Source organism: Actinomadura syzygii (assembly GCF_008085905.1).
Lineage (GTDB): Bacteria > Actinomycetota > Actinomycetes > Streptosporangiales > Streptosporangiaceae > Spirillospora > Spirillospora syzygii.
On sequence record NZ_VSFF01000006.1, the window covers coordinates 17,302 to 39,816 of the forward strand.

At 70.7% G+C, this 22,515-nt stretch carries 26 protein-coding genes; 5 read left to right on the forward strand and 21 right to left on the reverse strand.

Features of this window, described 5'->3' with window-relative positions:
* The first annotated feature begins 103 nt into the window (after nucleotides 1-103).
* The 3 genes from FXF65_RS15495 to FXF65_RS15505 are packed head-to-tail and all read left to right on the forward strand — an operon-like array spanning nucleotide 104 to nucleotide 1,901.
* On the forward strand, nucleotides 104-727 hold the full coding sequence (locus FXF65_RS15495) for a hypothetical protein (RefSeq protein ID WP_148350669.1): 624 nt from the start codon (nucleotides 104-106) through the stop codon (nucleotides 725-727).
* Nucleotides 724-1,326, forward strand: coding sequence for a hypothetical protein (locus tag FXF65_RS15500; protein ID WP_148350670.1), 603 nt, complete (start codon nucleotides 724-726; stop codon nucleotides 1,324-1,326). The genes FXF65_RS15495 and FXF65_RS15500 overlap by 4 nt, the downstream gene beginning before the upstream one ends.
* Nucleotides 1,323-1,901 carry a hypothetical protein gene (locus FXF65_RS15505; protein WP_148350671.1) on the forward strand — a complete coding sequence of 193 codons (579 nt, stop codon included), beginning with the start codon at nucleotides 1,323-1,325 and terminating at the stop codon, nucleotides 1,899-1,901. The genes FXF65_RS15500 and FXF65_RS15505 overlap by 4 nt, the downstream gene beginning before the upstream one ends.
* Here the strand turns inward: FXF65_RS15505 and FXF65_RS43765 are convergent.
* The 10 genes from FXF65_RS43765 to FXF65_RS15550 form a co-directional block, all read right to left on the reverse strand.
* Complete coding sequence (locus FXF65_RS43765) at nucleotides 1,789-3,090, reverse strand: hypothetical protein (protein ID WP_187412316.1); 1,302 nt, start codon at nucleotides 3,088-3,090, stop codon at nucleotides 1,789-1,791. The genes FXF65_RS15505 and FXF65_RS43765 overlap by 113 nt on opposite strands.
* A gap of 109 nt (nucleotides 3,091-3,199) precedes the next feature.
* Nucleotides 3,200-3,511, reverse strand: coding sequence for a DUF1416 domain-containing protein (locus FXF65_RS15515; RefSeq protein WP_148350672.1), 312 nt, complete (start codon nucleotides 3,509-3,511; stop codon nucleotides 3,200-3,202).
* A 46-nt stretch (nucleotides 3,512-3,557) separates the two neighbouring features.
* Nucleotides 3,558-4,397, reverse strand: a complete 840-nt coding sequence (locus tag FXF65_RS15520; RefSeq protein WP_148350673.1) for a sulfurtransferase — start codon at nucleotides 4,395-4,397, stop codon at nucleotides 3,558-3,560.
* Nucleotides 4,394-4,834: a DUF4395 domain-containing protein gene (locus FXF65_RS15525; protein WP_148350674.1), complete on the reverse strand. Its 441-nt coding sequence runs from the start codon at nucleotides 4,832-4,834 to the stop codon at nucleotides 4,394-4,396. Before FXF65_RS15525 ends, FXF65_RS15520 begins: the two co-directional genes overlap by 4 nt.
* 78 nt (nucleotides 4,835-4,912) lie before the next feature.
* Entirely contained in the window at nucleotides 4,913-4,978 is a 66-nt protein-coding gene (locus FXF65_RS46220) for a putative leader peptide (protein WP_353819285.1), read from the reverse strand.
* Between the two features lie 165 nt (nucleotides 4,979-5,143).
* Nucleotides 5,144-5,488, reverse strand: a complete 345-nt coding sequence (locus FXF65_RS15530) for a TlpA family protein disulfide reductase (protein WP_378234430.1) — start codon at nucleotides 5,486-5,488, stop codon at nucleotides 5,144-5,146.
* A 167-nt stretch (nucleotides 5,489-5,655) separates the two neighbouring features.
* Nucleotides 5,656-6,351, reverse strand: coding sequence for an anti-sigma factor family protein (locus tag FXF65_RS15535; RefSeq protein ID WP_148350676.1), 696 nt, complete (start codon nucleotides 6,349-6,351; stop codon nucleotides 5,656-5,658).
* Nucleotides 6,348-6,839, reverse strand: coding sequence for a sigma-70 family RNA polymerase sigma factor (locus tag FXF65_RS15540; RefSeq protein ID WP_425458751.1), 492 nt, complete (start codon nucleotides 6,837-6,839; stop codon nucleotides 6,348-6,350). The genes FXF65_RS15535 and FXF65_RS15540 overlap by 4 nt, the downstream gene beginning before the upstream one ends.
* A 100-nt stretch (nucleotides 6,840-6,939) precedes the next feature.
* Entirely contained in the window at nucleotides 6,940-7,650 is a 711-nt protein-coding gene (locus FXF65_RS15545; RefSeq protein WP_148350678.1) for an LmeA family phospholipid-binding protein, read from the reverse strand.
* Between the two features lie 126 nt (nucleotides 7,651-7,776).
* Nucleotides 7,777-8,046: a MoaD/ThiS family protein gene (locus FXF65_RS15550; RefSeq protein WP_148350679.1), complete on the reverse strand. Its 270-nt coding sequence runs from the start codon at nucleotides 8,044-8,046 to the stop codon at nucleotides 7,777-7,779.
* Between the two features lie 223 nt (nucleotides 8,047-8,269).
* Here FXF65_RS15550 and FXF65_RS15555 point away from each other — a divergent pair, with 223 nt between their 5' ends.
* Nucleotides 8,270-8,983: a winged helix-turn-helix transcriptional regulator gene (locus FXF65_RS15555; RefSeq protein WP_067900085.1), complete on the forward strand. Its 714-nt coding sequence runs from the start codon at nucleotides 8,270-8,272 to the stop codon at nucleotides 8,981-8,983.
* 3 nt (nucleotides 8,984-8,986) lie between these two features.
* Here FXF65_RS15555 and FXF65_RS15560 read toward each other — a convergent pair whose 3' ends face one another.
* The 8 genes from FXF65_RS15560 to mshD form a co-directional block, all read right to left on the reverse strand.
* Nucleotides 8,987-10,594: a phospholipase C gene (locus FXF65_RS15560; protein WP_148350680.1), complete on the reverse strand. Its 1,608-nt coding sequence runs from the start codon at nucleotides 10,592-10,594 to the stop codon at nucleotides 8,987-8,989.
* Nucleotides 10,595-10,619: 25 nt separating this feature from the next.
* Nucleotides 10,620-11,813 (reverse strand): Dyp-type peroxidase, encoded by a 1,194-nt coding sequence (locus FXF65_RS15565; RefSeq protein ID WP_148350681.1) that lies wholly within the window; start codon nucleotides 11,811-11,813, stop codon nucleotides 10,620-10,622.
* The gene (locus tag FXF65_RS15570) at nucleotides 11,810-12,955 is read right to left on the reverse strand and encodes an EfeM/EfeO family lipoprotein (RefSeq protein ID WP_148350682.1); all 1,146 of its coding nucleotides are present in this window, start codon (nucleotides 12,953-12,955) and stop codon (nucleotides 11,810-11,812) included. The genes FXF65_RS15565 and FXF65_RS15570 overlap by 4 nt, the downstream gene beginning before the upstream one ends.
* A 94-nt stretch (nucleotides 12,956-13,049) precedes the next feature.
* Nucleotides 13,050-13,826, reverse strand: a complete 777-nt coding sequence (pstB, locus tag FXF65_RS15575; protein ID WP_067900093.1) for a phosphate ABC transporter ATP-binding protein PstB — start codon at nucleotides 13,824-13,826, stop codon at nucleotides 13,050-13,052.
* 26 nt (nucleotides 13,827-13,852) lie between these two features.
* The gene (pstA, locus tag FXF65_RS15580; protein WP_148350683.1) at nucleotides 13,853-14,758 is read right to left on the reverse strand and encodes a phosphate ABC transporter permease PstA; all 906 of its coding nucleotides are present in this window, start codon (nucleotides 14,756-14,758) and stop codon (nucleotides 13,853-13,855) included.
* The gene (gene pstC / locus FXF65_RS15585) at nucleotides 14,755-15,747 is read right to left on the reverse strand and encodes a phosphate ABC transporter permease subunit PstC (RefSeq protein WP_148350684.1); all 993 of its coding nucleotides are present in this window, start codon (nucleotides 15,745-15,747) and stop codon (nucleotides 14,755-14,757) included. Before pstC ends, pstA begins: the two co-directional genes overlap by 4 nt.
* A 92-nt stretch (nucleotides 15,748-15,839) precedes the next feature.
* Complete coding sequence (pstS, locus tag FXF65_RS15590) at nucleotides 15,840-16,943, reverse strand: phosphate ABC transporter substrate-binding protein PstS (protein WP_148350685.1); 1,104 nt, start codon at nucleotides 16,941-16,943, stop codon at nucleotides 15,840-15,842.
* A 259-nt stretch (nucleotides 16,944-17,202) separates the two neighbouring features.
* Complete coding sequence (gene mshD / locus FXF65_RS15595; protein ID WP_148350686.1) at nucleotides 17,203-18,075, reverse strand: mycothiol synthase; 873 nt, start codon at nucleotides 18,073-18,075, stop codon at nucleotides 17,203-17,205.
* Between the two features lie 109 nt (nucleotides 18,076-18,184).
* Between mshD and FXF65_RS15600 the strand changes: the two genes are divergently transcribed.
* Nucleotides 18,185-19,858 (forward strand): bifunctional metallophosphatase/5'-nucleotidase, encoded by a 1,674-nt coding sequence (locus FXF65_RS15600; RefSeq protein ID WP_148350687.1) that lies wholly within the window; start codon nucleotides 18,185-18,187, stop codon nucleotides 19,856-19,858.
* A 200-nt stretch (nucleotides 19,859-20,058) separates the two neighbouring features.
* Here FXF65_RS15600 and FXF65_RS15605 read toward each other — a convergent pair whose 3' ends face one another.
* The 3 genes from FXF65_RS15605 to FXF65_RS15615 all read right to left on the reverse strand — a co-directional run bounded on the left by FXF65_RS15605 (nucleotide 20,059) and on the right by FXF65_RS15615 (nucleotide 22,360).
* Nucleotides 20,059-21,216: an inorganic phosphate transporter gene (locus FXF65_RS15605; protein WP_187412317.1), complete on the reverse strand. Its 1,158-nt coding sequence runs from the start codon at nucleotides 21,214-21,216 to the stop codon at nucleotides 20,059-20,061.
* Complete coding sequence (locus tag FXF65_RS15610; RefSeq protein ID WP_148350688.1) at nucleotides 21,213-21,830, reverse strand: DUF47 domain-containing protein; 618 nt, start codon at nucleotides 21,828-21,830, stop codon at nucleotides 21,213-21,215. Before FXF65_RS15610 ends, FXF65_RS15605 begins: the two co-directional genes overlap by 4 nt.
* A gap of 338 nt (nucleotides 21,831-22,168) precedes the next feature.
* Nucleotides 22,169-22,360 (reverse strand): hypothetical protein, encoded by a 192-nt coding sequence (locus FXF65_RS15615; RefSeq protein ID WP_342787229.1) that lies wholly within the window; start codon nucleotides 22,358-22,360, stop codon nucleotides 22,169-22,171.
* Nucleotides 22,361-22,515: the final 155 nt, after the last annotated feature.

The window sequence follows — 22,515 nt, forward strand, 5'->3', positions numbered from 1 at the left end:
CGGGCGGGTGCAGTCGTACGGGCCCGTCCCCCCGCCTTCTCCTGCGCCGCCCGCCGGGAGGCGGACGCGGCGCTGGGCGGTGCCGCTTGCCGTGGGGTGCGCGGTGGCGGTCCTCGTGCCGGTGCTGTGGGTGACGGGCGGGTTCAAGGAGACGCCGAAGGAGCCGGTGAAGCAGCCGGGGCATCCACTCGACCTCGGGTTGTTCGACGTCACGGTCCGCGACGCGCGGATAGGGCTCGCGACGGCCACGTTCGGGAGCGCCAAGGAACGCTTTCTCATCGTCCGGATGAGGGTCGTCAACAAAGGCAAGGAGACCGAGTCGCTCGGCCTGGGCGGGCTGTCGGACGGCGTGTCCGCGCTGACCAAGGCCGGGAAATGGCTGCGGCCCGAGCGGATCGAGGGTTTGGCGGCCGGGTCTAAGACCGACGTCGTCCAACCGGGGCTGCCGGTTGAGGCGTCGGCAATGTGGAAGATGGGCCCGGCGGACTCGCCCCGCAAGCTGACCGTCGGCCTGCGCGAATGGAAGTACGGCCACGGGTTCACCGACAGCACCTTCAATTGGACGGTCGACCGCGAGGACAAAACGCTCGTCGGCCGCCTCACCCTCGACGTCGCCGCCCTGCCGGTCCAGCCTCAGCCGCCCGTGACTCAGACGCCCGTGACCCGGACGCCCGCCGTTCGGCCATCCGCCGCCCGGACGCCGCGGCCTCCCGGGAGTCGGCGGTGAACGCGCGGAAAGTGCTGCTGAACTGCGGCGCGGGGATCGGCGGGACGGTGCTGCTCGCCGCCGCGATGTGGTTCCATTCCGTCCGCCCGGAGGTCAAGGCGGAGGCGCTGGAGCCGATCCGGAATGGCGGCCGGATCGGCGAGGACGTGCACAACCGCGAATTCACCGTCCGGGTCGAGAGAGTGGACGCGGCCAAGTCGCTCGCGCCCGGGTTGAGTTTCGGTAATCCGCCCGCGATCGGGACGGACGGCGTCTACCTCATCGTCCGGGCGAAGGCGAAGAGCGAACGCGAGCCCCTCGAACTGCGGACGGCGGAACTGCAGACCCCCGGCGGATACACGTACCGGCAGGACCCGCGCACCGGCTCCGCGTCCAATTCGCAGCCGACGTTCCAGCCGATGATCTGGACGGCCACGGCATTCTTGTTCGAGCTTCCGAAGAACCGCCTCGAAGGCGCACATCTGGTCGTGGGGACGGGCGGCCTGCTGCCGCAACTGTCCGCCGCCGCCGACGTCGACCTCGGCATCACCGCAGGCCGCGCGGCCGAACTGGTCCGCTCGGCGGCCGAACGGTACGACGTCGAGAAGGGCTCGCCATGACGGCGGCGGAGACCCGGCCCCAGCCGATCATCCGGCCGGAGGCAGATGAAGACACAGGACGGCTGCGCCCGCTCGACCGGCGAATTCTCCAGGCGATCGCGCTCGTCTGCGCCGTGTCCGCCATTCTCGTCATCCAATGGAAGGACGAGAGGAACAACGTCCAGAAGAACCTCAAGCCGCCGGAGAAGGCGACGAGCGTCCAGGAGGGGCAGATCGGCGAACTCGCCGGCGCGCAATGGAAGGTCATGGGACGCCAGACGGCCCGCCCGCTGACAAGCGGCAGTAACGACGTGGTCGAGTTGCGCATAGCGATCGCCGTCCGTCCGGGAGACGCGGCCAGCGCTAAATCGGTCGACTCCTACGGACTCACTTACCGGTTCCTCGACGACGACGGGCACGAATGGTCGGCCCTCGGCATGAAGGACGGCGCACCGCGCCCAGGCGTCCCGATGCGCGTCACGGTCAGGGGGACGGTGCCCCGGACCAAGGCTGATTCACTGGAGTTGCAGGTCCGGGCGCCGAAACTGGAGCGGAAGCAGGGGGCACCACTGGTTTCGCTGCGGTTCGAGCGCTGACCCGCGCCATCACGAGGTTGAACGCGGCGGCGAGCAGGCAGATCCGCAGGATCTCGAAGACGAGCTCCGTCCCGTATCCGACGAACGGCAGCGCCTGGATCCACCAGGTCACCTCGTGCGGCCCGATCAGCTCGTAGACGACGCGGCGGGACGCGTCCTCCGCGACGTCCAGCCCGGCGAACAGCGCGCAGAACGTCGCGAACGGCATCATCCCGGACCGGCGGACGAGCCGCAGTCCGTACCAGGCGGGCAGCCACATCTCGCGGAAACCGCGGGTGAGCAGCTCGCGGACGCTGTTCGTCCGGCCGACGCCGCCCGCGCGGGCGAGCCGCCGTCCCGCCCGCCCGCGGCCGAGCACGACGTCCTCGTCGCCCGCGTCCAGGCCGAGGATCACCCCGGCGATCACCAGCCAGATCAGCGCGCCGAGCACCGCGTCCTTGAACGGCGGCCACAGGTCGAGGACGGGCCCGGCGGTGTCGGTCACCCACGTCCACCCCTGCCGGGCGGAAAGCCAGTCGACGCCCTCGCCGCGCAGGTGGTCGATCGTGAAGATGCCGAACAGCGCGAAGTTGACTTCGAGGAACGCGATGAGCGCGCCGATCGCGCGGGGCAGCCGCTCCTCCAGCCGCCATTCCGCCGCGACCTTCACGACGAACAGCCCGGCGGTGAGGCCGATCGCGAGGCCGACGTGCTTCTCCAGCGACAGCAGCATGCCGAGGCCGTCGATCTGCCCCTGGACGCCGTTCTCGGCGAAGCCGCGGCTCGTCGCCATGTTCGCGAACTCCCGGGCGTCCTCCCCCTGGAGGCCCCAGGCCAGGTAGAAGATGACGAACGGGAGGGCGGCGCGGCCGGTCGCGCCGATCACCGACTCCTCGTTGCCGACCGCCCAGGGCGTCAGGTCGCCGCCCGCCTCGCGGGCGTGGACGACGTCGAGGCCCTCGCGGACGCTGTGCACCATCAGCACGACGACGGTCAGCGTGATGACGACCAGCAGCCCGATCGTCGTGATGGGGGCGACGGTCCCGATCGCGCCCTTCTTCGTGCCGAGCTCGTAGCCCGCGTACATCGCGCCGTAGCGGAGCAGCTCGCCGACCGTGAACCAGAGGGCGAGCGGCAGGACGAACCGTCCCGCGAGCTTCAGCGTCGCCCACGGAAGGATCAGCGGCGACCGCGCGGACATTCCGAACATCGCGCCCGATCGTATCGGGGCGGGCAGCCGATCCGAGCGTGCTGAGAAAGAGCGGACCCCGCCGTCCGCGCGAGGCGGGCGGCGGGGTCCGGCTACGCTTCTCGGCGCGTCAGATCGCGACCTGGAGGCCGGCGACCTCTCCGGTCTTGGCCGTGACGGCGTTGTCGACGCTGACGCCGCCCGCCGCGAGGACGCGGACCGTCCAGTCGCCGTCGGCGGCGAAGAACCGGAACACGCCCTCCTCGCCGGTGACGACCTCGGCGGTGAACTCGCCCGTCGAGTCGAGCAGGCGGGCGTAGGCGCTCGGCACGGGCGCCCCGTCACGGGTGACGGTGCCCTGGATCACGGCCTCGTTGGTGAGGTCGACGGTCGCCGGCAAGTGCGCCGTCTGTTCGGGCGCTGCGCATCCCTGGGTGGTCATTTCTCCTCCATCTCGGAGCACATCTTGGCGTGGCGGTGAGTCGGTCTTACTTGGGGGCGCCCAGCTCGATCGGGACGCCGACGAGCGAGCCGTACTCGGTCCAGGAGCCGTCGTAGTTCTTGACGTCCGAGAGGCCGAGCAGCTCGCGGAGCGCGAACCAGGTGTGCGAGGAGCGCTCGCCGATCCGGCAGTAGGCGATGGTCGACTTGTTCAGGTCGACGCCCGCCTCGCTGTAGAGCTCGCGGAGCTCGTCGTCGGACCGGAACGTGCCGTCGTCGTTGGCCGCCTTCGACCACGGGATGCTGCGCGCGGTCGGGACGTGCCCGGCCCGCTGCGACTGCTCCTGCGGCAGGTGCGCCGGGGCGAGCAGCTTGCCGCTGAACTCGTCCGGCGAGCGGACGTCGATGAGGTTCTTCGTGCCGATCGCGTCGACGACCTCGTCGCGGAACGCGCGGATCGAGAGGTCCTGGTCCTTGGCGGTGTACTCGGTCGTCGGCCGGGACGGGACGTCCGTGACGAGCTCGCGCGAGTCGAGCTCCCACTTCTTCCGGCCGCCGTCGAGCAGCTGCACCTTGTCGTGCCCGTACAGCTTGAAGTACCAGTAGGCGTACGCGGCGAACCAGTTGTTGTTGCCGCCGTAGAGGATCACCAGGTCGTCGTTGGCGATGCCCTTGGCCGACAGCAGCTGCTCGAAACCGGTCTTGTCGACGAAGTCGCGGCGGACCGGGTCCTGCAGCTCGGTCTTCCAGTCGATCTTCACGGCGCCACGGATGTGGCCCTTGTCGTAGGCGGAGACGTCCTCGTCGACCTCGACGAGAACCAGACCGGGGTCGTCCAGGTGGGACTCCACCCAGTCGGTGTCCACCAGGACGTCGGAGCGGCTCATGCGGGAACCTTCCTCTCGGAGCGATCTTTCTTCGCGGTGAAACGACGGATGAGCAGATACATCTCGCACCCGAGGCAGAACCCGAACACCGCGTTCAGGAACGCCGCCGCCAGGGCGAGGGCGGTGGCACCGATGCCGAGCCAGGTGGTCCCCGTGGCGTAACCGGCCGTTCCGACGAGGGCGAACACGAGGCCGACGCCCTGCGCGAAGCGGGGCGGGGCCGCGTCCTCCAGTTCGCCCGGCGGCGCGAGCCGGGGTCGGACCAGCACTTTGAAGACCAGCCCGTACGGGGCGTACCGAAGGCCGAGGAAGGTCGCGATGGCGAACACGACGGCCTGAGCGGCGAGCAGTGCCCAGCTTCCGGTCACCAGGACCGCGACGAGGACGACCGTGGTGACGAGTGCCGCGAAGCGCGGCCCACGTGGGTCAACCTGCATCGGGGTGCTCCATGGCGGAGGAAACGTGCGTACGAGCGGGAAAGTCGGTAGTGCTCGGGGGCGGTAGGGCTCGATGCCTCAGGCCATGCGACAGAGCGAGGCGGCCACGCGGCAGAAGTCGACCGCGCGACGCTTCGTGAGCATCTGCTCTGTCCAGTAACGCACGACCACGATGTTAAGCCGACAATCCACAAGCTGTCACATCCGTCTCGCCTTGCGAGACAGTTACAGTGACCTTAACCCAGGTCAACGAAGTGTGGCCCCCGAGGTGGCTCGGGGGACGGCTCACGGGCTGGCTCACCGGATGGCTCACCGGATGGCCTCGCCCAGGGCGGCGATCACCTCGGGCTTGCGCGGCGCCCCGGCGGCGCGCCGGACGACCCGTCCGGCGCCGTCCAGGACGAGCACCGTCGGCGTCCGGATCACGTTCAGCCTGCGCACGAGGTCCAGGTGCGACTCGGCGTCCAGCTCGACGTGCGCGACGCCGTCCACCATCTCGGCGACCTCGCCGAGGACGCGGCGGGTCGCGCGGCACGGCGCGCAGAACGCGCTGGAGAACTGGAGCAGGGTCGCCTTCTCGCCGAGTTCGGCGCCGAGCTCGTCCGGCCCGAGGGTGTCGGCCACCGCGTCCCCGCTCCCCCGCTGCGCGCGCAGCACGCCGTCACGGCGCCGCCGCACCAGCCCGAACACCGTGGCGGCGGCGAGCACGGCCACCGCGATCCATAGACCTGTCATCGCAATCGACAACCGTCGCAGGGCGCGGCTTCTTCCGCATCCGCTTCCGTTTCTTTCCCGAACATGTCCGGATTACGGACGTCCGGTCAGGCGGGGATGGAGAGCAGGGGCCTGCCGTCCAGGCCGACGATCTCGAAGGAGTAGAGCTGCCCGCGCGGGAACATCGTGGAGCCGCGGTACTCGCCGTAGCCCTCGTCGTAGGGGACATACCAGCTCCCGAGCGCGTCCCGGCGGCCGTCCCGCGCGATCACGAGCAGCTTGCAGTGCGACCCCTTCGGGACGCCCGCGAGGTGCAGTTCGACCTCCGTCCCCCACTGCCTCTTCTTGAGCAGGACGTAGCCCTTGACGTTGCTCGCGGGGTTCGCGGCGGTGATCCGCTCGGCGCCCACGAACGGCGGCCGGATGGGCGGGTCCGCCGTGTCGTCCGACCCGGACGGGCGCACGAGACCGCCGAACATGGCCCCGACCACCAGCAGCAGGCACGCCGCGACGGCGAGCGGGGCCCACCGGCCGCCGGGCCGCCGTCCGAGCCATCCCCTCCTCCGGTCGGCCGCCCGCGCGAGCAGGCCGTCCAGGAGCTCGGGCGGCGGTCCGGCGAGTTCGGCGAGCTGGGCCTCGTCGACCCGGCCGAGCATGGCGGGCAGGCCCGCGAGCCCGGCGAGCTCGTCCCGGCAGGCCGGGCAGCCCGCCAGGTGGCCCTCCAGCTCGGTCCGCTCGGCGGGGTCGAGCGCGCCGAGCACGTAGCCGCCGAGGGAGGTGCGCACGTCCGTGCAGCCGTTCATGGCGCCAACCCCCGCTCCTCCAATGCGAGTTTGAGCGCCCGCAGTGCGTAGTAGGTGCGGGACTTCACCGTGCCGGGCGGGACGCCCAGCGTCTTCGCCGCCTCCGCGACCGACCGGCCCTTGTAGTAGGTCTCCACGAGGACCGCGCGGTGCGGCGGGCTGAGCCCGGCGAGCGCCTCCGCGACCGTCCAGGACTCCAGGGCGCGGTCGATGTCGTCCGAGCCCGACGCCGTCATCATGACGTGCTCGTCGATGCCCGTCTCCGGCGGGCGGGCCCGTTTCGCACGGTGCGCGTCGACGACCAGGTTGCGGGCGACCGTGAACAGCCACGGCCGGACTGGACGTCCCGCCAGCGCCTCCGGGTGCTTCCAGGCGCGCACCAGCGTCTCTTGGACGACGTCCTCGGCCTGGGGGCGGTCCCCGCCGGTCAGCCGCAGGACGTAACCGAGGAGGGGACCGCCGTGCTCGCTGTACAGGGCGCGCAGCAAACCCTCATCCGCGGTGGGACCCACACCTAGGACACGTACGCCTTCCCGTGCCGGTTCACACCCGCCGGATCATTTCGGCGGCCCGTCACTCCGGCCGCCGTCACTGCTTGGTCTGCTGGCGCAGGTCGTTCAGGTGGACGTTCTCGGCGGTCGCGGCGACGCGCAGCCCGTCCGGGGTCGGCTGGATCTCGCTGATCCGCGACCCGAGCGGCAGGCTCGCGACCGGGACGATCCAGGTGAGCTGCTGCCTGACCAGCGCGAGCGGCATCTGCGGGCCGCCCGGCGAGCCCACCGACAGGGGCGACACGGCGATGCCGCGCGCGGTCGGCTTGACCTGGACGACCGCCGTGCCGGTGAACGGGCGGCCGAGGAACACGGTCTGCAGGTCGACCTCCAGGTTGTCGCCCTTCGGCCTGATCCCCTTCACCTCCCGCGGCGCCTCCTTCTTGATCACGGCGTAGGGGACGACGGCGGACGCGGTCGCGGTCCTGGCCGTGACGTTCGCGGCGCCGCCCTTCGTGACCTCCGAGACGGGCGCGTTCACGCCGCGCATGTCGACCTTGACGCCGCTGACGGTGACGCCGCGCTCCGTCCAGTCGCCGATCTCGACCTCGATGTGGTCGTAGTCGCCGCCGATCGCCTGCGTGAGGAAGGGGATGCCGTGGATGGTGACGTCCGGCTGCTGTTGCAGGTCGTACTGCGCGGCGACCTGCTCACCGATCTTGTCCTCCGCCATCCGGACGCCGAGCCGGTCGGCGACGACCAGACCCACGGCGACGAGGATCAGCAGGACGAGCAGTACTTTCCGCATCATTCTCCTTCGGCTCCGGCGTCCGCGTCGCCACACGATAGTGGGCGAACCGTGGCGAACGAGTCAGACCGGAGAATGACCTCGCTACCAGGAAAATCACCCCGGGAACGCCGAACCCGAGCGGGATCAGCCGCCCGCGAAGGGCGGGAGCACCTCGACGACGCCGCCGTCCGGCAGGGCCACCGAGGTGTGCGGACGGCTCCCGACCGGGTCGCCGTCCACGAGGAACGAGCTGCGCCGGACGACGCGCTCGAACTCGCCGCCGCCGTCCCGTCCCGCCCTCGCGGCGAGCGCGGCGGCGACCGCGTCGGCCAGCGTGGCGGCGTCGTACGGCTCCTCGTGCGTCCCCGCCGCCGCCTTGGCCGCCGCCCAGTAGCGCATGGTTCCTTTGCCCATGTCCCAAGTCTCCACCCTGGCGGGATGGACGTCCGCGGGTGGTCGCCCCCGCGTCGGCGGAGGCGGCTCGGTTATGCTCATGGGTGAGGGATCCGGGCGACGAGGCCATGGAGTTCATCCGACAGACCCTTCATGGTCACCTCGTCCTTGAGTCGCCGACCGTGGCCGGGGCTGAAGGATGAGCCGCCTGGGTCCTACGTCTTTTTTGGACGGGAGGCGGCATTTGAGCAGCTTGCTCCTGCTGACCAACGCGCTGGAGCCCTCCGACGAGGTGCTCCCCGCGCTGGGGCTCCTGCTGCACTCGGTGCGCGTCGCGCCCGCGGAGGCGTCCGCCCTCATCGACACGCCGCCCGGCGAGGTCGTGCTGGTGGACGCCCGCCGCGACCTCGTCCAGGCCAAGAGCCTGTGCCGGCTGCTGCGCACCACCGGGCTCGACTGCCCGCTCCTCGCCATCGTGACCGAGGGCGGCCTCGCCGCGCTCAGCCCGGAATGGGGCCTGGACGACGTCCTGCTCCAGACGGCGGGCCCCGCCGAGGTCGAGGCGCGGCTGCGGCTCGCCGCCGGACGCGCCGCCGCCGACGAGGACGACGACGCGCCCGGCGAGATCCGCAGCGGCGACCTCACGATCGACGAGGCGACCTACACGGCACGGCTGCGCGGCCGCGTCCTCGACCTCACGTTCAAGGAGTTCGAGCTGCTGAAGTACCTCGCGCAGCATCCGGGCCGCGTCTTCACCCGGGCGCAGCTCCTCCAGGAGGTCTGGGGCTACGACTACTTCGGCGGCACCCGGACCGTGGACGTCCACGTGCGGCGGCTGCGCGCGAAGCTCGGCGCCGAGTACGAGTCGCTGATCGGCACGGTGCGGAACGTGGGGTACCGGTTCGTGCCCGACCACCGTCCGGGCGACGCCGAGGAGAAGGCCCCGGCGCGGACCTGACCGTCACCGCGCGACCTTTCCGGTCGCCGGGTCGAGGATCAGCCGCCCGGCGCGCGGGCGGGCGAAGTCGAACATGCCGGCCAGCGTGCCCGCACGGGCGTCGAAGGAGCCGCCGCCGATCCGGCCGGTCGCCCAGTTGTCCTCGATGAACCGCAGCACGGACGCCTGTTCGAGCGGACGGTGGTCGACGTGCCCCGGCCGCGCGTACGGGGAGATCACGAGCATCGGGAGCCGCTGGCTCGGCCCGCACCGGTCCTGCTGCCCGGCGGTGGCGGGGACCTTCTGGCAGGCCGACTGGTCCTGCGCGGGGTCGTTCGAGCCGTTCGTGATGCGCGGGGCGACGTGGTCGTACCAGCCGTCCGAGTCGTCGTAGGCGAGGATGATCGCGGTGGACGCCCATTCCGGCGACCGCTGGATCCTGTTCACAGTGGACGCGACGAACGTCTGCTCGTCCAGCGGATCGGAATAGCCCGCGTGCCCGTCCTGGTATTGCGCGGCCTTGAGGAAGCTCACGGCGGGCAGGTTGTGCGCGGTGAGCGCGGCGTCGAAATCGGCCAGGTCGTATTGGTGGTTGGCCTGGTCGGCGCGGCCGATCGCGGCGGTCGCGGACGGCGGCAGATGCCTCTCGTTCGCCGTCGACTTGTAGTACTGGAACGGCTCGTGATGCGGGCTGTAGTCGATGACGAGGTTCTTGCCGATATTGGCGTGGGACGACCCGCACGCCTTGTACCCGTTCTTCGTCCCGGTCGGCCGGAAACCGCCCTGGAACCAGCCCCAGGTGACGTTCTTGGCGTTGAGGAGGTCGCCGATGTTGCGTCCGGTCATGACGGCGAGATTGTTGTCGGACGTGTGGTCGCGGTTCGAGCAGTCGTCGAACGCCGGGTCGGGATCGGAGATGACCGTCCCGATCCCCTTCGCGTTCGCGGACGCCACCACGGACGGGTCATCGACCTTCTTGTGCGACTTCGGGTCGGCCGCGTAACCGCCGTATGTCTGCCCCGAGATGAGGTTCAGGGCCCCGGGCGTGGACGGCCCGAAGACCGAGTCCCAGGAGTTGTCGCTCATCGCGTACCGCTGCGCGTAGTTCCACATGGCGGTGACGGTGTTGCCGTCGAAGTAGTCCATGACCAGGCCCGGTTCGCCGAAGAGGATGGGCTGGCCGGTGCATTTCCCGTGCTCGGTGAACTCGACGAACTTGTTCATGCGCCCGCCGTTCACGGCCTTCTGCTCGGCGGCGTAGCCGTGGTTCTGGTCGCAGGTCAGGGCCTGGGACCGTTGCAGCCGCTTCGGGTTGTAGCGGTTGGGGTTCTTGGTCAGGAGCCTCTTGGTGAGGCCGTTGACCTTCGCGGTTCCCTTGGCCGCGTGGAAGGGGACGCCGTCGGTGTTCGCCGCCCGGGGATACGTCCCGAAGTAATGGTCGAACGAGACGTTCTCGCCGTAGATGACGACGACGTGCTTGATGGGCGTGCTCGCCACCCCGGAACGGCCTCCGAGCGGCGGCGTCGCGCTCGCCTCGTTCCCGTCTCCGGCGGAGTCGCAGGCGGCGCTCAGCGCGGCCGCCATTCCGGCGGCCACCGCGAGCGCCGTCCACGCCGTGGTCCTGCGTCGCATTTCCTCCTCCTCTTCCTCGGCGGGCTCAGGCCAGCAACGCGCGGCCCAGATGGTCGGAGGCGTTCACGACGCCCGGAAGTGCGAAGAAGTAGCCGCCGCCAAACGGGGAGATGTAGTCGGTGAGCGGCTCGTCCTTGAGCCGTTCCTGCACGGCCTCGAACTGGCGCTTCGGGTCCTGCTGGAAACAGGTGAAGAGGAGCCCCATGTCGAGGTTCCCCGCGCCGTCCGTGCCTCGGTCGTAGTTCCAGGCGCGGCGCAGGACGCGGCTGTCCTCGGTCTCGGGGACGCGCGGGTTCGCGAGCCGGATATGGCTTGTCAGCGGAATGACCTCGCCTATCGGGTCGGCCGAATAGCGCGGGACGTCCGTCTCGTGCGTGCCGTCGAGGGGCGCGCCGGTGTCCCGGGCGCGGCCGAAGATCCGCTCCTGCTCGGTCAGCGCGATCCGGTCCCAGAACTCGACGAGCATCCGGATCAGCCGGACGACCTGGTACGTCCCGCCCGCCGTCCAGCCTGGCTCGGAGCCGTCCCGGGCGGCCCAGACGAGCCGGTCGCGGACGGCGGCGCGGGTGACGTCGGGGTTCGCGACGCCGTCCTTGAAACCCATCAGGTTCCGGGACGCCCCGGCCGGCCTCGGCCTGCTCGTGAATCCGCCGATCCGCCACCTGACCTGCATCGCGCCGCGCGTGTGGCGGCAGACGTCGCGCAGCGCGTGCAGCACGGTGTCCTCGTCGGGCGCGGCGAACCCGAGCAGCAGGTCGCCGTGGCACCAGGACGGGTCGAGGTCGTCGTTCGGGAACGTCCGCATCCGCGTCAGCCGGGCCGGACGCAGGGACGCCAGCCCGAACCGGTCGTCGAACAGCGACGCGCCGACGGCGGCGGTGACGGTGAGGCCGCCCGCCGGGACGTCCGGGCCGAGGACGCCCGAGTCGGGCGGCGGGCCCGCGACGCCGACCTCGGGCGGCGCTCCGCCGCCGGTCAGCGCCCTGGCCCGGCCCGTCACGGCGCGGAACAGGTCGGTCAGCTCGGCCCGCGTCGCGGCGATCACGTCGAACGCGGCGAGCATGGCGCGAGGGCGCGGGGCGTCCAGGATCCCGGCCTGATGGACGCCGTGGAACCGGGACGCGGGCGCGGGGGTGGCGCGACCGACCGTGCCTGCCACGCCGGCGGCGAGGGCGCCGCGCAGGAACGTCCGCCGTCCCGGCCCTGCGGCGGCGGTCACGGCGTCCTCCGCACGGTCGCCACGGTCGCGACCGAGGCCAGGCGTTCCACGAGTTCCCCGATCGCCCCGTTGAGGCGCTCGCGCTCGACCGTGCCGAGCCGGTCGAGCGGCGTCCACCGCCCGTGCCGGTACTGGGCCCGGAGCAGCCGCGACGCGCAGGCGAGCCCGGCGTCGATCGATGGCAGCTCCGGCAGCCGGTCGGCCAGCAGCGGACGCAGCGGGGCGAGCACCATCCGCGTCCCGTCGACGTTCGCGGCGACCGTCGCGAGGGTCGTGCCGCTGCCCTGGTCGGTCGCGCCGGTCAGCTCGAAGCGGAGCGCGTCCTCAAGGATCTCGTGCGCCCGCAGCCCCAGGTCGCCGGCGTCGATCTGCGCGCGCGGGAAGCCGTCCCGCAGCGCCCGGACGTCGGCCGCGAGCCGGTCGGCGGGCCCGCGCAGCGACGCCGCGGACGCGCCGTGCCACAGCCCCCGCTCCACCCGGTGGAAACCTCGGAAACCCGGGTCACGGACGCCGTCCGGCAGCCCCGCCGGGCGCCCGTCGATCGCGTCCCCGCGGTCGCCGAACGCGCCGTACGCCGCGCCCAGCCGCGCATAGGCGAGATGGGCCGGGAGCCATGCGTCGCGCGCCGCGTCCAGGTCACCGGAGCGGACGGCGTCCCGCAGGGCGTCCGTGCGCCGCACCAGCGTGCCGAGCCCCGCGACGATCCGGGCCCGGTACACGCGCACCGCCGGATCCAGATCGTTCCGCGTCAGCGGTCGGACGCCCCGCGCTCCCCCGCCCGGTCCGGACACCCGGACGCGCGGCCCGGTGACGGCCGCGCCGTCCGCCGGACGGCACCCGATCGCGTACGTGCCCGCGCCGAGCCCGACGCGCAGCGGCCGGGTCGTCCCCGGCCCGACGCCCTCCAACTCGGCGAAGACCGTCCCGCGCGACGGGTCGACGACGGTGACGTCGACCGGCGCGGAGTCGCCGTTGTGGACGAGCAGCGTCCGCGCCCCGGCCCGCGCCGATCCCCAGCCCTCACCGCAGCGCGCCCGCCCGACCTGGACGGCGAGCCCGCCGCCCGCGTCGCCCGAGCAGGCCGCGAGCGCGCAGGCGGCGCCTGCGATCGCGGGCAGGAGGACCCGGTGCACACGGTCCATACGACCGTGCTACCACGTCACGTCCGCGAACACACCGAAGCCGCGCGGCCGCGGGAAGAAGTCCCCGGAGCCTCGGCCCCGGGGACCGGACGACTCAGCCGAAGCGGCCGGTGATGTAGTCCTCGGTCGCCTTCTGCTCGGGGTTCGTGAAGATCTTGCTGGTGTCGTCGATCTCGATGAGCTTGCCCGGCTTGCCCGTCCCGGCGATGTTGAAGAACGCCGTGCGGTCGCTGACCCGCGCGGCCTGCTGCATGTTGTGCGTGACGATCACGATCGTGTACTGCGCCTTCAGCTTCTCGATCAGGTCCTCGATGGCGAGGGTGGAGATCGGGTCGAGGGCGGAGCACGGCTCGTCCATCAGCAGGACCTGCGGCTGGACGGCGATCGCGCGGGCGATGCAGAGCCGCTGCTGCTGCCCGCCGGACAGGCCCGCGCCGGGCCGGCTCAGCCGGTCCTTGACCTCGTTCCACAGGTTGGCGCCGCGCAGCGACTCCTCGACGATCTCGTCGAGCCGGGCCTTGCGGCGCACCCCGTTCAGCTTCAGCCCGGCCGCCACGTTGTCGTAGATCGACATGGTGGGGAACGGGTTCGGCCGCTGGAACACCATGCCGACGACGCGGCGCACCGCGACCGGGTCGACGGACGACTCGTACAGGTCCTCGTCGTCGAGCATGACCTTGCCCTGGACGCGGGCGCCCGGAATGACCTCGTGCATCCGGTTGAGCGTGCGCAGGAACGTGGACTTGCCGCAGCCCGACGGCCCGATGAACGCCGTCACCGAGCGCGGCTCGACCGTCATCGAGATGTCCTCGATGGCGTGGACGGCACCGTAGTAGGCGTGCAGCCCGGACACTTCGATCCGCTTGGCCATGGGGTGGTTGCTCCTTTGTCCGGATGTCAGCGGCCCGCGGGCCTGCGCCGTCCCGCCACGAAACGGGCGGCGAGGTTGAGCAGCATGATGATCAGAATCAGCACGAGCGCGCCCGTCCAGGCGCGGTCGATCGAGTTCTGGTTCGGGTCCTTCGCCTGCTCCCAGATGAATGTGGGCAGCGAGCCCTGCGGCCCGCTGAAGGCGTTCTCGTTGATCGCCTTGGTGAAGAAGATCGTGAGCAGCAGCGGGGCCGTCTCGCCCATCACCCGCGCCACCGCCAGCATGATCCCGGTGATCATGCCGGTGAGGGCGGTCGGCAGCACCACGAGCAGGACCGTCCGCCAGCGCGGCACGCCGAGCGCGTAGGCCGCTTCGCGCAGCTCGTTCGGGACGAGCTTCAGCATCTCCTCGCTGGCCCGCACGACGGTGGGGATCATCAGGATGGTCAGCGCGAGCGCCCCGGCGAAGCCGGAGAAGTCGAACCCGAACGTCAGCAGCCACAGCGCGAGCACGAACAGGCCCGCGACGATGGACGGGATGCCGGTCATGACGTCCACGGTGAAGCTGATCACCTTGCCGAGCCGCCCGTTCCCGGCGTACTCCACCAGGTAGATCGCGGTGAGCACGGCGATCGGGACGGCGATCAGGCTCGTGATCACGACCTGTTCGAGCGTCCCGATGATGGCGTGGTAGGCGCCGCCGCCCGCGTCGTTGCCGCTGACGGCGTTCATCGAGTACTGGAAGAACGTCAGGTCGAACCGCTTCGCGCCGTTCACGACGACGGTCCACAGCACCGACAGCAGCGGGACGAGCGCCAGCCCGAACGCGAGGTAGACGAGGGCCTGGACGGTCCGGTCCTTGATCCGCCGCCCGGCGGAGATCGAGGAGAGCGAGGCCCCCGGACGATCCTTGCGAGTGGAGACCGTGGTCACGCGAACTCCTTCCGGCGCGCGACGACCGCGCGGGCGGCCATGTTCACGACGAGGGTGATGACGAAGAGGACGAGGCCGGAGGCGATCAGCGCGCCGCGGCCGGTGGTGGACGCCTCGTCGAAGCTGTTCGCGATGTTCGCCGCGAACGTGCTGCCGCCGTTCTCCAGGATGTGCCAGTTGATCCCGGGCACGAAGGTCAGCACCATCGCGACGGCGATCGTCTCGCCCATCGCGCGGCCGAGGCCGAGCATCGAGGCGCCGATCATGCCGGACCGCCCGTACGGCAGCACCGACATCCGGATCATCTCCCAGCGGGTCGCGCCGAGCGCCAGCGACGCCTCCACGTGCGACTGCGGGACCTGGAGGAACACCTCCCGCGAGATCGACGAGATGATCGGCAGGATCATGATCGCCAGCACCACCGCGGCGGTGAAGATCGAGTTCTTGCCGGGGCTGTCGCCGCCGAACAGCGGGATCCAGCCGAGCACGCCGTTCAGGAAGTCGCTGATGCCCTCCATGTGCTTGGACAGGAAGGCGAGGCCCCACAGCCCGTACACGATGCTCGGCACGGCGGCGAGCAGGTCGACGACGTAGCCGAGGCCGGACGCCAGCCGGCGCGGCGAGTAGAACGAGATGAAGAGGGCGATGCCGATCGCCACCGGGGTCGCGATCAGCATCGCCAGCAGGGAGGACATCACCGTCCCGAACGCGAGTTGGGCGATCCCGAACCGCGGCTCCGCCGCGTTCGGGTTCCACTCCTCGGTGGTCAGGAAGTTCGCCTGGTTGTCCTGGAGGGCGGGGATGGCCTTCCAGACGAGGAAGGCGCCGATCGCGACCACGATCGCGAGCACCGTGATGCCCGAGCCGCGGGCCGCCCCCGCGAAGATCCGGTCGCCGGCCCGTCCGGTGCTCATCCGCGCGCCGGTGGCGCGGTGCCGCGCGCCGACCCGCGCCTCCGCGCCCGCCTCGACGCCGGTCTCGCTGGTCATGGGGGGTCCTCCTTCGATCACGTCGCCCGAACCCACGCCTGCCCCGCCGCCGGGTTCGCCGGCGGCGGGGCTGCGGGTGTCGTCGTCAGCGGTCAGGACAGCGCCTTCACGGACGTCTGGACCTTGGTCAGCACGCTCTGCGGGAGCGGTGCGTAGCCGAGGTTGGTGAGGATCTTCTGGCCGTCCGCGCTGGACGTGTAGGTGAGGAAGGACTTCACGAACTTCGACTGCTCCGCGGGCAGCCCCTTCTCACAGGCGATCTCGTACGTCACGAGCACGATCGGGTACGCGCCCGCCTCCTTGGTGGCGTAGTCGATCTTCAGCGCGACGTCGTTGCCGGTGCCGGCGACCTGCGCCCCCGCGATGGCCTTGGACGCGCTGTCCGGGGACAGCTCGGCGTACTCGCCGGCACCGTTCTTGACCTGCGCGGTCTGGAGGCCGTTGTTCTTCGCGAACGACATCTCCACGTAGGAGATCGAGCCGTCGGTGCTCTTCACCTGGCTGCTCACGCCGTCCGACTTGGGGGCGCCCTCACCGGTGGAGTTCGGCCACTTCTTGGCCTTCTCCCACGTCCAGATCTTCGGCGCGGTGGTGTGCAGGTAGTTCGTGAAGTTGTCCGTCGTGCCGGACTCGTCCGAGCGGTAGATCGGCTTGATGTCGGAGGAGGGGAGTTTCGCGCCCTCGTTCTCCTTCGCGATGGCCGGATCGTTCCACTTCTTGATCTTGCCCGAGAAGATGCTCGCGAGTGTCTCGGACGACACCTTGAGGCCGTCGGTGCCCTTGAGGTTGTACACGACGGCGATCGGGCCGACGACCATCGGCAGGTTCAGCGCGTTGCTCCCCTGGCAGCGCTTCTGCGCGGCGGTGGCCTCCTCGGGCTTCAGCGAGGAGTCCGACCCGGCGAAAGCCACCTGGCCGCTCGTGAACGCCTGGATGCCCGCGCCCGAGCCGTTCGGGTTGTAGTTGAGGTTGGCGCCCGCGCACTTGCTCGCGTAGAGCTTCGTCCACTCCTCGACGGCGTTCTTCTGGGCGCTCGACCCGGCCGCGTTGACGCTGGCCTTGGCGCAGTCGATGTCGCCCTTGGGGGCGCTGCTCGAACTGGCCGTCGTGTTGTTGTCGCTCCCGCATGCGGTGAGGGCCAGCGCCCCCGCGACGACCACGCCGCCGAGGGCGGCGAGTCGGGAACCGTTCTTCACCGGAGGGTCTCCTTGGTTTGGTTGGGCGAAGCCCCTGGCCGGTCCTGGTCCGCTCCGCCAGGCGCCGGGGTCGCCGTCGAGAGCGACGCTAGGCAGGCGAGGTGACCAGCCGCCCTGATCCCGATGAACGACAGATGAACGGGGTAGAGCCTGGTTGCGAAGAATGTCCCGATTTGCAGTGGCCGCGGGGTTAACACCGCAGCTCACAAAGCCAAAAACCCCTCCCGGATCGGGTCAAGGAGGTTTAGAACGGTCCGCTCTACCGGGTGGTTTCCGTGGCGTACATGACGTCCACTGCGTGCCTGGTGAAGCCCAGTTTTTCGTACAGGCGGACGGCCGCGGCGTTGGATTCGTCGACGTAAAGCATGATCTGCTCGACGCCCGCGTCGCGGAGGTGCCGCAGGCCCGTCAGGGTGAGGGCGCGGCCGAGGCCGAGTCCCTGCGCGTCGGGGTCGACGCCGACGACGTAGACCTCGCCCACGCCGCCGGGGTGGACCTTCGTCCAGTGGAAGCCGACGAGACGGCCGTCGCGCTCGGCGAGGAAGAACCCGGCCGGGTCGAACCAGTCCTCGGCCTCGCGGTCGCGGACGTCCTCGATCGTCCAGGAGCCCTGCTCGGGGTGGCCGGCGAAGGCGCGGGCGTTCACGTCCAGCCAGGCCCGCTCGTCCTTGCCCGGCTCGAAGGCGCGGACCGCGACGCCCTCGGCGAGGCTCGGCTCCGGCAGCGGACCGGACGCCGGACGCCGCAGCTGGAGCAGCGCGCGGTCGCGGGACATCCCCTCGGCCTTCGCGAGCGCGGCGGCGGACGGCAGGTCGCCGTGCGCCCAGACGCGGAGCGGACCGTCCGCCCGCTCCCGCAGCGCGCGGAGCAGCGCCCGCCCGTGGCCCCGCCGCCGGTGCCCGGGATGGACGACCAACTCCCCCGCCGCGGGCTCCCCGTCGGTCGCCGGATCGAGATGCGCGTACGCGACGACGGCCGGGCCGTCGGCGACGACCGTCCCGGCGCGGCCGCCGCGCAGGGCGAGGAGTGCGTGCTCGGACAGCGGGCCCACCGAGTCGGCGGACGCCGCCGCCTCGACCAGAGTCAGCACGTCGCCGACCTCTCCGTCACCCACCGCACGCAACTCGCTCATGATCGCCACCCTATGCGCCCGCGCGGGCGCATAGGCCCTGATCAAGTCGTCATTAAAACGTCATCGCGCCGCCGGGAAGCGTATGCCGGACGCACTTACCGTCCGCAGCATGACTCGACGACGCACCATCCTGGCCTGCGCCACGGCGGCGCTGACGGTCGCGGGCCTCACCGCGCAGCCCGCCGCCGCACGCCCGGCCCCCACCGCGTCTGTACGCCTTCTCGCCCTGAACGACTTCCACGGCAACCTCGAACCGCCGACCGGAAGTTCCGGACGGGCCGTGGACGAGAACGGCAACACCGTCGACGCGGGCGGCGCCGCCTACGTCGCGGCCCACATCAAGCGGCTCCAGAACCGCGACACCCTCACGGTCGCGCAGGGCGACCTGATCGGCGCCTCGCCGCTGATCTCGGCCGCCTACCACGACGAGCCGTCCGTCCGGTTCCTCGGCGACATCGGCGTCACCGCCTCGGCGGTCGGCAACCACGAGTTCGACGAGGGCTACCAGGAGCTGCTGCGCATCCAGAACGGCGGCTGCCACCCCGTCGACGGCTGCACGCCGGACGGGAGATGGCGCGGCGCGAAGTACGACTACCTCGCCGCGAACGTGCTCAAGAAGAACCGGCCGATCCTCAAGCCGTGGACGATCCGCCGCGTCAACGGCGTCCGCGTCGGCTTCATCGGCGTCGTCACCAAGACCACGCCGACCATCGTCACCGCCGCCGGCATCAAGGGCCTGACGTTCGACGACGAGGTCGCCGCCGCGAACCGCTCCGCGCGCGAGCTGAAGCGGCGCGGCGTCCGCGCGATCGTGCTGCTCGTCCACGAGGGCGACCAGGTGAAGTCCGGGTCGCGGCCGGACGAGTGCGGGATCGTCCCCGGCGCCGGGTCGCGCATCGCGAAGGACGCCGACCCGGAGATCGACGTCGTGCTGTCCGGGCACACGCACCAGCAGTACGTCTGCTCCGTCCAGGACCCGGCGGGACGGCCCCGGCTGTTCTCGTCCGGCTCGTCCTTCGGCCGTGTGATCACCGAGGTGAACCTCAAGGTGGACCGGCGCACCGGGGACGTCGTCCGGTCGTCCCTCCAGGGCGACAACCACGTCGTCACGCGGGACGTCCCGCCGGACCCGTCGACGCAGGCGTTCGTGAAGACCTGGCAGGACCGCGTCGCGGCGATCGCCAACAAGCCCATCGGCAAGATCACCGCCGATCTGACCCGCGCGCAGTCCCCGGCCGGGGAGACCGCGCTCGGCGACGTCATCGCCGACGCGCAGCTCGCCGGGACGAAGGACCTCGGCGGCCAGGTCGCGCTGATGAACCCGGGCGGCGTCCGCACCGACCTCACGTTCAGGGCGAGCGGCTCGGAGGGCGACGGCGTCGTCACCTACGGCGAGGCGTTCGCCGTCCAGCCGTTCAGCAACGTGATGGGCGTGACGTCCCTGACCGGCGCGCAACTCGACGCCCTGCTCGAACAGGAGTGGACGGCGGCGGGCGAGAAGATCCTCCAGCCGTCGGCGAACCTGCGCTTCACCATCGACCGCGCGAAGCCGGTCGGCGACCGCGTCTCCGCGATCACCGTGGACGGGACGCCGGTCGACCCGGCCGCCGTCTACAAGGTCGCGGCGAACAACTTCCTACTCGGCGGCGGCGACGGCTTCTCAGTCTTCACCGAAGGCAAAGACCAGGTCCTAGGCCAGATAGACCTAGACACTCTCGTCGCCTACTTCCAGGGCCAAGGCACCATCACACCCCCACCACTGACCCGCATCACCACCCATTAGCCCAAAGCTGAGCCGGGCCCACGCGCCCAAGGCTCTTGGAAGAGACCTGAGCCGGGGCCACGGTTCGTGCGGCCGGAGGCCGCCAAGGCCGGAGGCCGCACGAACCGCCGCACGGCGGGCCGTTTCCCGAGAGCGACCGCGATTCGGGAAACGGTCCGCCGTGCGCAACGGGGGTTCCAGGGGGTCGCCCCCCTGGAAGATCACGCTCCGAAGAAGTGAACGATGAAGTAGACGGCCGCCGCGACGGCGGCGGCCATCGGCATGGTGAGGACCCAGGCGAGGATGATGTTCCCGGCGACGCCCCAGCGGACGGCGGACAGCCGCTTGGTCGCGCCCGCGCCCATGATGGCCGAGGTGATCGTGTGGGTCGTGGAGATTGGAGCGTGCCACACGAAAGCGGTGGCGTACAGGACGACGGAGGCCGTCGCTTCCGCGGCGAAGCCCTTCGGCGGATCGACCTCGATGACCTTGCGGCCGAGCGTCCGCATGATGCGCCAGCCGCCCGCGTAGGTGCCCGCCGACAGCGCGCCCGCGCACGAGACGATCACCCACCAGGGGACCGTCTCGCCGTCCGAGTGCCCGGTCGTGACCAGGGCGAGGACGATGATCCCCATGGTCTTCTGCGCGTCCTGGAGGCCGTGCCCGAGGGCGAGGGACGCGGCCGACAGCGTCTGCGCGATGCGGAACCGCCGTCCGACCCGGCTCGGCTGCGCGTGCCGGAACGTCCACAGGATGGCCACCATCACCAGGTAGGCCAGCGCGAACCCGACGACCGGGGACAGCACCATCGGGATCGCGACCTTGTCGAGGACGCTGCTCCAGTTCACCGACGACGCCGACGCGAGCCCCGCGCCGACGACCCCGCCGATCAGCGCGTGCGAGGACGACGACGGCAGCCCGAAGTACCAGGTGATCAGGTTCCAGGTGATCGCGCCGAGCACCCCGGCGGCGACCACGGTGAGGCCGTGCAGCCCGTCCGGCGGGCTGATCACCTCGCTGACGGTCTTCGCGACGCCGACGCCGAGCAGGGCGCCGATCATGTTCATCGCGGCCGCCATGCCGAGCGCGACCCGCGGCGTCAGCGCCCGCGTGGACACCGCCGTCGCGATCGCGTTGGCCGCGTCGTGGAACCCGTTGGTGTAGTCGAAGACCAGCGCCACGACGATGACCAGGACGAGGACGGCCGCCTGCGCGTCCGCCCGGAGGCCGAGCGCGCCGGCCACCATGACCAGCGCGATCCCGGCGAGGAGCAGCAGCCACGCGCGGCCGGACACACGGCGCGTGGCCTGTTCGCCAAGGGAGGCAGGATCGTCCTCCGGCACCGGCTCCCGGACGGTCGTCGAGCCGACGTCGCTCATGATTCCTTGACCGCTATGGTCTCGACCGTGTTGGCGACGTGCTCGAAGGCGTCCGCCGCCTCCTCCAGCCGGTCGATGACCTGCTTCATCTTCAGCACCGTGAGGGTGTCGTACTCGCCGCTGAACAGGTGCGCCAGCAGCTTGCGGTACACCTGGTCGCCCTGGTTCTCGAGCCGGTTGATCTCGATCCAGTACTCGTTGAGCTCCTTCATGGAGCGGAGCTTCGGCATCGCCTCGGCGGTCAGCTCCGCCGCGCGCTCCAGCACCTCGACCATGTTGACGATGCCCTTGGGGAACTCGTCGATCTTGTAGAGGACGACGAGGTCGGCGGCCTCCTCCATCTCGTCCATCACGTCGTCGATCGTGGAGGCCAGCCGGTAGATGTCCTCCCGGTCGAACGGGGTGATGAACGTTTCGTTGAGCCGGCGCATGATGGCGTGGGTGCATTCGTCGCCGGCGTGCTCGCAGGCGCGCATCTTCTCCGCGATCGCCGGCCGGTCGGCACCCTCGCTGATGAGCTCTACGAGCAGCCTGGCGCCGGTGACCAGGTTGTTCGCCGAGTCGGCGAACATGTCGTAGAAGCTGTCCTCACGCGGCGTGAGACGCAAGCGCACGTCGTTCTCCTGATGTGCCGGAACAGTCCGCAGAGGATCGTAGGCGCAACCGGCCGTAAAAAGAACCTTTGCCCCAGCTTCGGCTGGTGTCCTCCATCCTCTCATCTTCAAGATTGCCCTAGATCACCGGGAACATACCTCTCGCGAGGGCCCCTATCTGCGGGGATGCGCGCGGTTCCGGGGCGTCGGGAGGGCGCGCGTCCGGTCCCGGTCGCGGAATGTCCGGCGAGGGCCGAAGTGAGATTGCTTACAGTGACGGCACGATGGTCTTCGCCACTCTCCGTGCACAAAAAACCGGGGACGCCAGGATCGCGTCCCCGGTTGCTGCGTGCTTCGGCTCAGTCGATCTGCGTCAGCTCGCGACGACCGGCTCCGTCGGACCGTACCCCGAGCACCATGTCGATTTCCGCGACGGTCAGCGGCCGCTCTGCCGCCGCCACCGCGCTGAGCATTTCGGCATAGAGTTCGATCTCGTCCAGCGCAACACGGTCGTGGACGCGCAGATCGAGGTTCTGGCGCACCGCGTCCACCTCCGTTCGTCTCCCCCACACCCAAGGTCGAGGCTACGCTTCCGCCCCTCGGCGGCACATGACCCAAGAGGGCCATTCAAGGGCCACTCCAGGTGGGTCGCCATGTGGCCCACCATGGCCCCGATGGTCGTAGCCTTCCCCGAAGACGACGGTCT

Excerpts from the sequence above, each read along its gene's own strand:
- FXF65_RS15505 (WP_148350671.1), top strand. The coding sequence starts at position 1,323 with ATGACGGCGGCGGAGACCCGGCCCCAGCCGATCATCCGGCCGGAGGCA.
- FXF65_RS43765 (WP_187412316.1), bottom strand. The coding sequence starts at position 3,090 with ATGTTCGGAATGTCCGCGCGGTCGCCGCTGATCCTTCCGTGGGCGACG.
- FXF65_RS15515 (WP_148350672.1), bottom strand. The coding sequence starts at position 3,511 with ATGACCACCCAGGGATGCGCAGCGCCCGAACAGACGGCGCACTTGCCG.
- FXF65_RS15520 (WP_148350673.1), bottom strand. The coding sequence starts at position 4,397 with ATGAGCCGCTCCGACGTCCTGGTGGACACCGACTGGGTGGAGTCCCAC.
- FXF65_RS15525 (WP_148350674.1), bottom strand. The coding sequence starts at position 4,834 with ATGCAGGTTGACCCACGTGGGCCGCGCTTCGCGGCACTCGTCACCACG.
- FXF65_RS15535 (WP_148350676.1), bottom strand. The coding sequence starts at position 6,351 with ATGAACGGCTGCACGGACGTGCGCACCTCCCTCGGCGGCTACGTGCTC.
- FXF65_RS15545 (WP_148350678.1), bottom strand. The coding sequence starts at position 7,650 with ATGCGGAAAGTACTGCTCGTCCTGCTGATCCTCGTCGCCGTGGGTCTG.
- FXF65_RS15550 (WP_148350679.1), bottom strand. The coding sequence starts at position 8,046 with ATGGGCAAAGGAACCATGCGCTACTGGGCGGCGGCCAAGGCGGCGGCG.
- FXF65_RS15560 (WP_148350680.1), bottom strand. The coding sequence starts at position 10,594 with ATGCGACGCAGGACCACGGCGTGGACGGCGCTCGCGGTGGCCGCCGGA.
- FXF65_RS15570 (WP_148350682.1), bottom strand. The coding sequence starts at position 12,955 with ATGGACCGTGTGCACCGGGTCCTCCTGCCCGCGATCGCAGGCGCCGCC.
- pstB (WP_067900093.1), bottom strand. The coding sequence starts at position 13,826 with ATGGCCAAGCGGATCGAAGTGTCCGGGCTGCACGCCTACTACGGTGCC.
- pstC (WP_148350684.1), bottom strand. The coding sequence starts at position 15,747 with ATGACCAGCGAGACCGGCGTCGAGGCGGGCGCGGAGGCGCGGGTCGGC.
- mshD (WP_148350686.1), bottom strand. The coding sequence starts at position 18,075 with ATGAGCGAGTTGCGTGCGGTGGGTGACGGAGAGGTCGGCGACGTGCTG.
- FXF65_RS15600 (WP_148350687.1), top strand. The coding sequence starts at position 18,185 with ATGACTCGACGACGCACCATCCTGGCCTGCGCCACGGCGGCGCTGACG.
- FXF65_RS15605 (WP_187412317.1), bottom strand. The coding sequence starts at position 21,216 with ATGAGCGACGTCGGCTCGACGACCGTCCGGGAGCCGGTGCCGGAGGAC.